9 protein-coding genes are annotated in these 12,090 nt (G+C 73.3%); 5 read left to right on the forward strand and 4 right to left on the reverse strand.

The genetic code is table 11. The annotated features are described in order from the left end of the window. The first annotated feature begins 2 nt into the window (after positions 1-2). The gene (locus tag EKG83_RS24840; RefSeq protein WP_033432401.1) at positions 3-230 is read left to right on the forward strand and encodes a hypothetical protein; all 228 of its coding nucleotides are present in this window, start codon (positions 3-5) and stop codon (positions 228-230) included. Positions 231-307: 77 nt separating this feature from the next. Here EKG83_RS24840 and EKG83_RS24845 read toward each other — a convergent pair whose 3' ends face one another. Further along, positions 308-1,333 carry a LacI family DNA-binding transcriptional regulator gene (locus EKG83_RS24845; protein ID WP_033432400.1) on the reverse strand — a complete coding sequence of 342 codons (1,026 nt, stop codon included), beginning with the start codon at positions 1,331-1,333 and terminating at the stop codon, positions 308-310. A 339-nt stretch (positions 1,334-1,672) separates the two neighbouring features. Between EKG83_RS24845 and EKG83_RS24850 the strand changes: the two genes are divergently transcribed. From EKG83_RS24850 to arfA, 4 genes are read left to right on the forward strand one after another with little or no spacing between them, the layout of a single operon-like run. Next, on the forward strand, positions 1,673-2,995 hold the full coding sequence (locus tag EKG83_RS24850) for an ABC transporter substrate-binding protein (protein ID WP_051766243.1): 1,323 nt from the start codon (positions 1,673-1,675) through the stop codon (positions 2,993-2,995). 19 nt (positions 2,996-3,014) lie between these two features. Further along, positions 3,015-3,908, forward strand: coding sequence for a carbohydrate ABC transporter permease (locus tag EKG83_RS24855; protein ID WP_033432399.1), 894 nt, complete (start codon positions 3,015-3,017; stop codon positions 3,906-3,908). After that, on the forward strand, positions 3,905-4,747 hold the full coding sequence (locus EKG83_RS24860; protein WP_033432398.1) for a carbohydrate ABC transporter permease: 843 nt from the start codon (positions 3,905-3,907) through the stop codon (positions 4,745-4,747). The genes EKG83_RS24855 and EKG83_RS24860 overlap by 4 nt, the downstream gene beginning before the upstream one ends. A 7-nt stretch (positions 4,748-4,754) precedes the next feature. Beyond that, a complete protein-coding gene (gene arfA, locus EKG83_RS24865) occupies positions 4,755-6,260 on the forward strand; it encodes an arabinosylfuranosidase ArfA (RefSeq protein ID WP_033432397.1) in 1,506 nt (501 codons plus the stop codon). Positions 6,261-6,276: 16 nt separating this feature from the next. Here arfA and EKG83_RS24870 read toward each other — a convergent pair whose 3' ends face one another. The 3 genes from EKG83_RS24870 to EKG83_RS24880 form a co-directional block, all read right to left on the reverse strand. Continuing rightward, positions 6,277-7,434, reverse strand: a complete 1,158-nt coding sequence (locus EKG83_RS24870; protein WP_063741371.1) for an extracellular catalytic domain type 1 short-chain-length polyhydroxyalkanoate depolymerase — start codon at positions 7,432-7,434, stop codon at positions 6,277-6,279. Positions 7,435-7,622: 188 nt separating this feature from the next. Continuing rightward, positions 7,623-8,438: a hypothetical protein gene (locus tag EKG83_RS24875; protein WP_153278356.1), complete on the reverse strand. Its 816-nt coding sequence runs from the start codon at positions 8,436-8,438 to the stop codon at positions 7,623-7,625. 127 nt (positions 8,439-8,565) lie between these two features. Then, entirely contained in the window at positions 8,566-12,039 is a 3,474-nt protein-coding gene (locus EKG83_RS24880; RefSeq protein WP_153278357.1) for a BTAD domain-containing putative transcriptional regulator, read from the reverse strand. Between the last annotated feature and the right edge of the window lie 51 nt (positions 12,040-12,090).

Below are 12,090 nucleotides of genomic sequence, written 5' to 3' on the forward strand. Positions count from 1 at the left end.
TCATGGAACACCCAACCCACCCCGAGCGGGGCGCGGTCGTCACCTACCTCAACCCCGACGTGCTGGCCCCGGACGCGTTCCTGACCGGCGTCGTCACCGGAGCGCACGTCGTCGACCCGGAGACCGGCCGGGCCTGGGTGTCGGTGCTGCTGCCCAACCGCACCACGTTCGTGCTGGACGCGGCGAACATCGTCGAGGTCCAGCCGTCGGGGCGCGGCCCGGAGATCTGACGCCCCGGGAATCCGAGCCCCGAAGGCCCGAAAGCCCGAAAGGCCCGAGCCCTGGAAGCCCGCAGCCCCGGGCCGGGTCAGCCGGCCGCGCGGCCGACGGTGCTGCGCCGCGCGATGAGCCGGTGCGCGGCCCGCACCTCGATGCCCGGCAACCTCTCCTCGCTGCCGATGCGGTCGAGCACCCGGTCCACGGCGGTGGCCGCGATCGCCACCTTGTCGGGTGAGATCGTGCTGATCGGCGGGTTGGAGTACCGGCCCTCCTCGATGTCGTCGTAGCCGATGAGCGCGACGTCCTCGGGCACCCGCAACCCGCGTTCCAGCACGACGTGCAGCGCGCCGAGCGCGACCAGGTCGCTGTAGCAGAACACCGCGTCCGGCGGGTCGTCGCGGTCGAGCAGGTGCCGCATGGCGCCGGAGCCGTCGGCGCGGTTGAACCGCGGCGTGCGGATGACCAGGGACTCGTCCACGGGCAGGCCGGCGTCCTCGTGCGCCCGGCGGTAGCCGCAGGTGCGCAGCTGCGCGGCCTCGCCCGTGGGGTACGGCTGGTCGCCGATGGCGGCGACGCGCCGCCTGCCCAGGCCGATCAGGTGTGCGGTGGCCTCGCGGGACGCGGCCACGTCGTCGATGCCGACGTGGTCGAAGACCCCGTTGGACACCCGTTCGCCCAGCACCACCAGCGGCAGCTCGGGGTCGCCGTCGGCCAGGTCGTCCTGCGCCAGGCCGAGCGGGCTGAAGATCATGCCGTCGAACAGCAGGGCGCGGCCGCCGCGGCGGATCAGCTCGCGCTCGTGGTCGGGGTCGCCGTCGGTCTGGTCGATCAGGACGTTGTAGCCGCGGTCGCGGGCCCTGGGGATGATGGCCTGCAGCAGCTCGGCGAAGTACGGGGTGTCCAGGTAGGGCACCACCACGGCGATCTGGCCGGACCGGCCGTTGGCCAGGTTGCGGGCCAGCACGTTGGGCCGGTAGCCCAGCTCGTCGATCGCGCGCTCCACCTTGGCGCGGGTGTGCTCGGTGACGCGCGCGTAGCCGTTGACCACGTTGGACACCGTGCGCGGCGACACGCCCGCGAGGAGCGCTACGTCACGCAGCGTGGCTTCGCGCATGGCTCCTCCTCCTCGCGACCGGCGCGACGACCCACCGCTGCGGCGCTGGACAGGAGTGTGCCCGGAGCGGCCCGCCGCGACAAGCACGACCCGCTTCGGGATTCGAATGGGGTCTTGCAGCGCGGCAAAAGCCGGTACATAGTGCTTTGCAGCGCAGCAAAGCCTGGTGCCACGGCGGCACGCGGGGCCGGTGCCCACCGTGCCCGCCGGTCGTGGCGCGACACCCGGACCGAAACCGGCGGCCCGCCGCCGGCCCCTCTCGCCCCTACGTCCTGCTCACGCTCGGTGATGGCGGTCGCGCGTGCCCAACGAGGTGCACGCGACGGAAAGGCGCTGCTCATGTTCGGTGTCAGCCGGTTGGCGAAATCCCTCCGGGCCGCCTGCTCGGCCCTGGTCGCGGGCGGGCTGCTCGCGGTGGCCGCGTGCGGCGGCGCCGGGGGCGACGACGGGCCCGTGCGCGTGTCGGTGTGGGCCTGGTACCCGGAGTTCAAGGGCGTGGTGGACGCCTTCAACGCCTCCCACGCCGACGTCCAGGTCGAGTGGACCAACGTCGGCACCGGCCCCGACCAGTACGCCAAGCTCAAGACCGCGTTCACCGCGGGCAAGGGCGCGCCGGACGTGGCCATGGTCGAGTTCCAGCAGATCCCGACCTTCGTCATCCTCGACGCCCTGGTCGACATGGGGCCGTACGGCGCCAACGACGACGAGGCCCTCTACGCGGAGTGGGCCTGGAGCCAGGCCACCGACGGCGACAAGGTCTACGCGATCCCGGTCGACGGCGGGCCCATGGCGCTGATGTACCGCAAGGACCTGTTCGACCTGCACGGCATCCCGGTGCCGACCACGTGGGACGAGTACCGGACCGCCGCCGAGCGGATCAAGGCCGTCGACCCGAACGCCCACATCGCCAGCTTCGGCAGCGACGGCGGCTGGATCAACGGCCTGATGTGGCAGGCCGGGTGCCGCCCCTACGGCTACTCCGCGGCGAAGGCGCGCGACCAGGTGCGGATCGACCTCACCGCGCCGGCCTGCCGCAAGGTGTTCGAGCTGCACGGCGACCTGGTCCGGCGCGGCCTGATGGCCACCGACCCGTTCTTCACCGCCGACGCCACCGCCGCGCTGGACTCCGGCAGGTACTGGACCTGGGCGGCGGCGGGCTGGACGCCCGGCTACGTGGCCGGGTCGCTGAAGAACACCGCGGGCAAGTGGGCCGTCGCGCCGATGCCGCAGTGGACGGCGGGCGCCGACGAGCAGGGCGACTGGGGCGGCTCCACCTTCACCGTCACCAAGCAGGCCAAGGACCCCGCGGCGGCCACCAGGGTGGCGCGGGAGCTGTTCGGCCGCTCCAAGGAGGCTTGGGACGTCGGGCTCAACAAAGCCTTCCTCTACCCGCTGGTCAAGGACATCGCCGCCGACCCGGCGTTCACCGGCAAGACCTACGAGTTCTTCAACGGCCAGAAGGTCAACGAGATCTTCGTGCCGGTGTCGCAGAAGCTGGGCGAGTTCCAGTACACGCCGTTCCAGGACTTCGTCTTCGGCGAGCTGAACGACCGCAGCGCGGAGGCGATCGCGGGCAGCAGGCCGTGGGAGACGGTGCTGGAGGAGACGCAGGAGAACGTCATCGCCTACGCCCGGCAGCAGGGCTTCAAGGTCGGCAACTAGTTCGCGGAGGGGGTGTCCCGTGGCCTCTCGGTCCTCGCGCCGCGTGACCGCGCACCCGGTCGCCGGGGTGCTGTTCGTGCTGCCGTTCTTCCTCGTCGTGGTGGCGTTCCTGGTGGTGCCGCTGGGGTACGCCTTCTGGCTGAGCCTGTCCACCCGCAGCCTGGCCCTGGGCACGCGCTTCACCGGCCTGGAGAACTACCTGCGGGCCTTTACCGACCCCGTGCTGCTCGACGGGCTGCTGCGGGTGGTGGTGTTCGGCGCGGTGCAGATCCCGGTGATGCTGGGCATCGCGCTGGCCGGCGCGCTGGCCCTGGACGTGGTCACCACGAGGTTCGCCCTGGCGTTCCGGCTGATCGCGTTCATGCCCTACGCCGTGCCGGCCGTGATCGGCGCGCTGATGTGGGGCTTCCTCTACAGCCGCACGTTCGGGCCGTTCGCGGACCTGCCGACGCTGGTGGGCGGTGCGCCGCTGGACTTCTTCGGCCCCGGGCTGCTGCTGGCGTCGCTGGGCAACATCGTGACCTGGGCGTGGACCGGCTACAACATGATCGTGCTCTACTCGGCGCTCCAGGGCGTGCCGCGGGAGTCCTACGAGGCGGCGGTGATCGACGGCGCCTCGCAGGTGCAGATCGCGCTGCGGGTGAAGGTGCCCGCGATCCGGCAGGCCATCGCGCTGGCCGCGATCTTCACCGTCATCGGCACCATGCAGTTCTTCACCGAGCCGCAGGTCATGGCCCGCTTCGCGCCCGCGGTGTCGGCCGGGTACACGCCCAACCTCTACGCCTACAACCAGGCGTTCGCCTACTCCGACTTCCACTACTCCGCCGCGATCTCCTTCGCGCTGGGCTTCGTGGTGTTCGTAACGGCCTACGCGTTCGTGTTCGTCAACCGGCGCCGGGGGGCCGCCTCGTGAAGCCGCGCACCCGCCTGGCGCACCTGCTGATGTTCGCGGGCGTGCTGTACTTCGCCGTCCCGCTGCTGTGGGTGCTCGTGGCGGCCACCAAGAACCAGGCCGACCTGCTGTCCTCCCCCGCGCTGTGGTTCGGCGAGGAGTTCAGCCTGTTCGACAACATCGGCCGGCTGTTCCGCGAGGACGACGGCGCCTACGGCCGCTGGATCGCCAACACCGCCCTGTACTCGGGCACCAGCGCGGTCGGCGCCACCGCGCTGGCCGCGCTGGCGGGCTACGGCCTGGCCCGGTTCTCCTTCCCCGGCAAGCGGTTGCTGGAGACCGCGCTGCTGGGGATGATCATGGTGCCGGCCACCGCGCTGGTGCTGCCCACCTACCTGATCCTGGCCGAGCTGGAGGTGGTGGACACCGCGTGGGCGGTCATCCTGCCCTCGCTGCTCAGCCCGTTCGGCACCTATCTGATCCGCGTGTACGTCGCCGAGGCCGTGCCCGTGGAGCTGATCGACGCCGCGCGCGTGGACCGGGCGGGCGAGCTGCGGATCTTCTGGCGGATCGTGGTGCCGGTGATGCGCCCGGCGCTGGTCACGGTGTTCCTGTTCAGCCTGGTGGCGACCTGGAACAACTACTTCCTGCCGCTGGTGGTGCTCAGCGACGCCGACCTCTACCCGCTCACCGTCGGCCTGACCACGTGGTTCAACACCGCGCAGCAGGAGGCGGGCACGCGCGTGCTGTTCGACCTGGTGGTCACCGGCTCCCTGCTGGCGATCGTCCCGCTCGTCATCGCCTTCGTCCTGCTCCAGCGCTTCTGGCGCAGCGGCGCGGGCACGGGCGCCCTGAAGTAGGAGGACCATGCTCACCGCAACCCTTGCCCTGCACGCCGACGACGTGGTGGCGCCCGTGCGGCGCCGGCTGTTCGGCTCGTTCGTCGAGCACCTGGGCCGCTGCGTCTACACCGGCATCCACGAACCGGGGCACCCCACCGCGGACGAGGACGGCTTCCGCGGCGACGTGCTGGCGCTGACCCGCGAGATGGGCGTGTCCGTGGTGCGCTACCCGGGCGGCAACTTCGTCTCCGGGTACCGCTGGGAGGACGGCGTCGGCCCGGACCGCCCGGTGCGCCGGGACCTGGCGTGGCGCAGCATCGAGACCAACGAGGTGGGCCTGGACGAGTTCGTCCGCTGGGCCCGCAAGGCCGGCGCCGAGGTGATGTACGCGGTGAACCTGGGCACGCGCGGCGTGCTGGAGGCGCTGGACGTGCACGAGTACGCCAACCACGAGGGCGGCACGCACCTGTCGGAGCTGCGCCGCGCCAACGGTTCCGACGCGCCGCACGGCATCCGGCTGTGGTGCCTGGGCAACGAGATGGACGGGCCGTGGCAGACCGGCCACAAGACCGCGCACGAGTACGGCCGGCTGGCCGCGGAGACCGCGCGGGCGCTGCGGCAGGCCGAGCCGGGGCTGGAGCTGGTGGTGTGCGGCAGCTCCAGCCACGCCATGCCGACCTTCGGCGCGTGGGAGGACACCGTCCTGGAGCTGTGCTACGACCAGGTGGACCACATCTCGCTGCACGCCTACTACGAGCCGCTGGACGGCGACGTGGACAGCTTCCTGGCCTCGGCGGTGGACATGGACCGCTTCATCGAGCAGGTGGTGGCCACCGCCGACGCGGTGGGCGCCCGGCTCAAGAGCGACAAGCGGATCACGCTGTCGTTCGACGAGTGGAACGTCTGGTACCTCAGCCGCTACCAGGCCGACCCGCCCACCGAGTGGCGGGTGGCGCCCCGCCTGATCGAGGACCGGTACGACGTGACCGACGCCGTCGTGGTCGGCAACCTGCTGATGTCGCTGCTGCGGCACGGCGACCGGGTGGCCGTGGCGTGCCAGGCGCAGCTGGTCAACGTCATCGCCCCGATCCGCAGCGAGCCCGGCGGGCCGGCGTGGCGGCAGACGACCTTCCACCCGTTCGCGCTGACCTCGCGGCTGGCGCGCGGGGACGTGCTGCGCGGGCACGTCGCCGCGCCGACCCACGCCACCGGGCGGCACGGCGAGGTGCCGCTGGTGGACGCGGTGGCCACCCGCGACCCGGGCAGCGGCGAGGTGGTGGTGTTCGCGGTCAACCGGCACCGCGGTGAACCGGTGGAGCTGCGCGTGCCGCTGGCGGGCCTGGGCGGGGTGGAACCCGTGGAGGCGTGGTCGCTGCACGACGCCGACCCCACCGCGACCAACACCGAGCGGGAGCCGGACCGGGTGGTGCCGCGGCCGTTGGAGGTCGAGGTGGTGGACGGTGCGCTGCGGGTCGTGCTGCCGCCCGTGTCGTGGCAGGCGATCCGGCTGGGCGCCCGGTCGGATCGGTGAGGTCGGATCGGTGGGGTCAGATCGGTGAGCAGTCGGGCTTGTCGGTCCAGCCGGCCGGGCAGCGGTAGAGGGTGAAGGCGGTGGTGTAGCCGTAGCGGGCGCCCAGGGTGTTGTAGTCGGTCACGCCGATGCGGCCGGCCACGTAGTGCTGGGTCGCGGTGCCGGTGGCGGTGTCGACGGGCTGCGCCGTGCTCGTGGTGGTGGTCGGGGTGGTTCCGGTGGTGATGCCCCAGAAGCGGGCCAGGTGGTAGGCGGAGCAGATGTCGACGTCGAGCACGTAGGCGCCCGCGGTGCCGCACTGGGTCGGCCCGGTGCCGGGGTCCACCGGGTGGCCGTGGCCCATGCCGGTGATCTGGTACAGCTCCACCACCCCGCCGTAGACGCGGTGCGGGTAGCCGGCGACGGTGTCGCTGACGTCGGGGGTCTGGTCGGTGCCGTGGACGTCGGTCCACTGCTCGACCAGCTCCCCGGCGTTGGCCGGGACCACGGTGGTGTCGGCGGTGCCGTGCCAGATGGAGACCTTGGGGCGCGGTCCGCCCGCGTAGGCGGCGCGGACCTTGTCGCCCCACTGGGCCGGGGTGAGGTTCACGCCGGGGTTCATGCAGCCGAATGCCTGGGCCACGGCGGTCGCGCAGCCGTAGGGCAGGCCCGCGACCACGCCGCCGCCGGCGAAGACGTCCGGGTAGGTGGCCAGCATGACGGCGGTCATCGCACCGCCCGCGGACAGGCCGCTGACGTAGGCGCTCGACGCCTTCACGTCCTGTTTGACCCGGTCGACCATCTGCTTGATCGACAGCGCCTCGCCGGCGCCGCGCCGGGTGTCGCCGGGTTCGAACCAGTTGAAGCAGGAGTTGAGGTTGTTGGCGCTGCGCTGCTGCGGGAAGACGACCGAGAAGCGCCACTGGTCGGCGAGTTTGGTCCAGCCGGTGCCCGTGGCGTAGGACGCGGCGTTCTGGGTGCAGCCGTGCAGGGCGACGACCACCGGGCGGTCCGGGGGCAGGCCGTCGGGGACGTAGCGGAACATCTGGAGGTTGCCCGGGTTGGTGCCGAACCCGGTGACCTCCTGCAGGCCCGCGGCGCGGGCCGGTGGTGCGGTGGTGGTCAGCGCCGCGGTGGCCAGTGCGGCGGTGAGCGCGGCGGCCAGGGCTGCGACGGCAGGGCGAAGAGCCGGCATGACGCGACCTCTCCGTTGAGGTGAGTGACGGGCGTCACTCGCGTTGGGCTGATGGTACGAACGGAGGTGCGTCGTCCGCCCTGGTGCGCGTCACCACTCCCGTCGGCGGCGGGATATCGGTGGGCCACACGCGAAGCGGGGTGCGGTGCAGGCCCTGGCGCGCGCCCGCCAGGCCCTGGGCCTTCAGGTCATCGGCGCAGCAGCGGTATCACCGCGATGGCGATGCCCCTGCTGGTGGTGCTGCTCGCCTGGTCCCGCAGGGGCGCCCAGTGCACCTCCGTGGGACCTTCGTTCGGGTAGCGGAACACGCCGTACCCACTGGCGAAACTGGTGTAGTTGTACGCCTCGCAGAAGAGGTCCCAGCCGATGTAGTCCCCGGGGCGCGGACGCGGGAAGTCCGGTTCCTGGAGGGCCGGGACGTAGCTCCAGCAGTTCGGCAGCAGGGTCGCGGCGATGTGCTCCTGCGCGCTCAACAGCGTGCTGGCCAGCGCCTCGGTGGTCAAGCCGGTGCGACCGCGTGCGTTGAGCGCGATCGGGGACACGATGCTCAGGGCGAAGCCGAGCTGGTCCTTCCGGGCCGCGTCGGAAATCGCCGGCAGGGTGCTGGCGATCTGCACCGCGCAGCCGGTCGCGTTCTGGGCGAACTGCTGCATGTTGTCCGGTGCCATGCGTTCGATGTCGATGTACTCGATGAACGCGTGGTTGGCGCACGCCCGCAGCTCGGCCACGGCGATCGTCTCCATCTGGGCCAGGATCTCCGCCTTCGCGGAGTTGACCGCCGACAGGATCTGCGTGGTGGCCTGCTTGATGGCCTCCTCGGTGTTGGCCGAGGAAGCCCAGGAACCGATCGCGCTGATGGCGGCCACCACGACTTTCGTCCAGTCGAGGTATGCCTGTGGCGGCTGCTCGGCGGCGGTCGCCCGGACCGGTTGCCCGCCGAGCGGGATTATGACGAGGGCGGACAGCGCAGCGGCGATCAGCGCGCGCCAGTGTCTTGTTCGCATGTTCCACCTCATTTTCATTCCATTCGCCGCGGCTTACCTCGGCGCGGCGATCGGACATCGCGAAAAGCGAATGAGGCACATTACGCCCGAACCGGAAGCGCCGGCTACGGGCATTTCTCCCCGACCGCTAAAGGGCGGTCCAGTGCGGTGCGCCGGCCCGTTCGGCGACGGCCAGCGCGTGCTCGCGGTGCTCGGCCGCCCGGCGGTGGCGGCCCAGGGTGGCGGCCAGGTCGCCGAGGTAGTGGGCGACCGGGCGCAGGGTCAGCATGCCGCTGCCGGCGCCCGCCAGTTCGTTCGCGGCGGGTTCGAGGGCGGCGTGCAGGCGTTCGGCCGCGGGGCGGTCGTTGGTGCGGACGGCGGTGATGGCGTGCAGGCAGGTGCGGGCTTCGTAGAGCAGGTCGTGGGGTGAGTCCGGGATGGGGGTTTCGGTTTGGGTCAGGAGGGGGCGGCACCAGGGGGTGTAGGCGCCGAAGTCGGTGTCGTCGATCGGGGGTTCGCCGCGTTGGAGGCGGTCGCACAGCAGGGCCAGGGGCAGGATGCCGTTGTCCACACCGGACATGCCGGTGCCGGCCAGGCGGGCGGCGGCGGCGCGGTAGGCGGGTTCGGCGGGTTCACCGGTGACGCCGGTCCGCAGGGCGCGGTACCAGTCGGTGAAGACCCGGACCAGGGGCAGTTGGTGCGTCCGGCCCAGGCGGTCGGCCGCGGCGGCGTGGTGGTCGGCGGTGGTGAAGTCGGCGAGCGCCGAGTTGGCCTGGATCAGGACCAGGTGGCCCAGGACCTCGAAGGTGACCAGGTCGTGCCGGTGGGCCAGGTCGACCAGTTCGGTGCCGACGCGGGCGCGGTCGGGGGCCAGGCCAGCGCGGTCGAAGGACTGCAGGAAGCGGGCGTTGAGGGCGAACGCGAGCAGCGCCGGGTCCGTTGAGGAGCGGGCCAGGGCTTCGGCTTCGCGGGCGGCGGTGCGGGCGCGGGTGCCGCCGGTGCTGCGCAGCTCCACGGCGAGGGTGGCGAGCAGGCGGGCCCGGGTGGTGGTGCGGTCGGCGGGGAGGGCGGCCAGGGTGCGTTCGGTGGTGGCGGCGATCCGGGCGGCCAGGGGTGGGTCGTCGTGCTCGGTCCAGACGGCGGGGACGTCGAAGGCGGTGATCACGCGGGCGGTCAGGTCGGGGTCGCCGAGGTCTTCGGCGAGTGCGATCGCCTCGGCTCGGTGGTGGCGGGATCGGGCCAGGTCGCCGGTGACGGCTCTGGTGCGGGCCAGGCCCATGACCAGGTCCAGCCTGGTGGCTGCGGGGGTGGGGTGGGTTGCTGCGGGGGTGGTGGGCGCGAGGGTCGTGGCGGGGGCAGGGTCGGTGGCGGGGGCGTCGGTGCCTGAGCGGTCGGCGGCGAAGCGGCCGGCGGTCGAGTGGCCGGGACCAGAGCGGTCGGCGGTTGAGCGGTCGTGGGCGGTGAGTGCGGCTTCCCACAGCCGGGCCGCTTCGTGCGGGGCGCCTCGGCGTTCGGCGCGTTCGGCGGCGGCGCGGGCGTAGTGGGCGGCGCGGGGGTCGGTTTCGGGACTGTCGGCCAGCAGGAAGTGGTGGGCCAGCGCGTCCACCTCGTCGGGGCGCAGCCGTTTCAGCGCCTCGGCGGTGGCGGCGTGCCAGTGGGCTCGGCGGGAGCCGGTCAGGTCCTGGTAGAGGGTGTCGCGCACGAGGGCGTGGGCGAAGCGGAACCGCCGCGGGCCGCGTTCGACCAGGAAGCCGTGGTCGGTCGCGGTTTCCACCGGTGCGAGCACGTCCTCCCCCACCAGGGCGGTCAGCAGCTCCAGGTCCAGGTCGGTGCCGACCACGGCGGCCCGCCGCAGCACGGCCTGCGCGGGTTCGGGCAGGCGGGCCAGGCGGTGGCGGACCACGTCGCGCACGCCGGGCGGTACCGAGGCGGCCCAGTCGGGGCCCTCGCTCTCGACCAGCCGGGCCAGCTCGCGCACGAAGAACGGGTTGCCGCCGCTGCGCCGGTGGATCGCGGTCGCGGTGGCCTCGTCCACGTCGTGGCCGGTGGTGGCGCGCACCAGTTCGGGCACGGCGGTGGCGGGCAGTCCGCCGAGGTAGACGCGCGTCGGTTCGGCGCGGGCCACGCGGCCGAGGAGGCCGGCCAGGGCGGTGGGGACGTCGGTGGTGCGGTGCGTCGCGATCACCAGCAGCGGGTGGGCGGTCGACCCGGTGACCACGGCGACCAGCAGCGCCAGGGTCTCCTCGCCGGCCTGGTGCAGGTCGTCGAGGACCAGCAGCAGCGGGGTCCGGCGGGCGACGGCGGCCAGGTGCTCGCCGACGGCGCGGTGCCGGTGGAAGCGGGCCACCAGCGGGTCGCCGTCGGTGGGGGTGGCGGGCGGGTGGCCGTGGCCCCGGGCGGCGAGGGTGTCCAGGAGTTGGTGCCACGGCCAGGCGGCGGGCAGGCCCTCGGTGTCGGGGTTGGTGCCCCAGGCGGTGGTCCAGCCGCGGGTGGTCAGGTGGTCGGTGAACGCCTCGGCCAGGGCGGTCTTGCCCGCGCCGGCGTCGCCGGAGACCAGGGCCAGGACGGGGCGCGGCAGCTCGGTGGCCCGGGTGGCCGCGGCGTCGAGCTGCGCGACCTCGTCGGCGCGGCCGACCAGCCGGGAGGGGGTGAGGAGGTGGCGCTCCGGCCGGGCGGGGGTGGGGGTGTCGTTGGGGCGGGTGGGGGCGGGTGGTGCGGCCAAATCGGCACCGTGCGCGGCCGAATCCGGGCCGTGTGCAGCCGAGTTGTGGCCGTGCGCAGCCGAGTTGTGGCCGTGCGCGGTGGGTGCGGCCGAATCGGGACCGTGCGCGACTGGCGTGGCCAACCCGTGGGTGCCCGCGAGTGGCGCGGCCAGGTGGGGCGCGTGGGCCAGGACATCGGCCTCCAACTGCCGCAACCCCGGCCCCGGATCGACACCCAACACCTCGGCCAGCCGCCCCCGCGCCCGGCGCAGCGCACCCAGCGCGTCCCCCTGCCTCCCGGCCCGGTACAGGGCCAACGCGAGCAACCGCCAGGCGTCCTCCCGCCACGGGTGCTGCCCGACGTGCGCCTCCAGGTCCGGCACGGCGGCCGCAGCCCGTCCCGACGCCAGCAGCGCCTCCGCCCGCCGTTCCAGGGCCAGCAGGCGCAGTTCGTCGAGGCGGGCGGCCTCCGCGCGGGCCCACGGCCGGTCGGCGAACTCGGCGTAGGCCGGTCCCCGCCACAGCGCCAGCGCCTCGTCCACCAGCGCCTCGTCCACCCCCGCCGCGTCGCGGTCCCCGGTCACGGCCGCCTCGAACCGCCACGCGTCGACCGCGTCCGGTTCGGCGCGCAGGGCGTAGCCGGGTGGCGCGGTCACCAGCACCCGGGCGGGGGCGCGTGGCGGCCGGTCCGGTTCGAGGGCCCGTCGGAGCGCGGCGACGAACGTCTGGATCGCACCCACCGCACCCTCGGGCGGGTCGTCGTCCCACAGGTCGTCGACCAGGTGGCCCACGGGCACCACCCGGCCGCGGGCGACCAGCAGCCGCGCCAGCACCGCGCGGTGCCGGGGCCCGCCCACGCGCACCGGGCCCCTGGCGTCCTCGGCCACCAGCGGGCCGAGCACGCCGAACCGCACCGACATCAACCCTCCCGACGCCGGGACTCTAACCCGGCCCGGCCCGGCGCCCCCGCT

The organism is Saccharothrix syringae (assembly GCF_009498035.1).
GTDB classification, from domain to species: domain Bacteria; phylum Actinomycetota; class Actinomycetes; order Mycobacteriales; family Pseudonocardiaceae; genus Actinosynnema; species Actinosynnema syringae.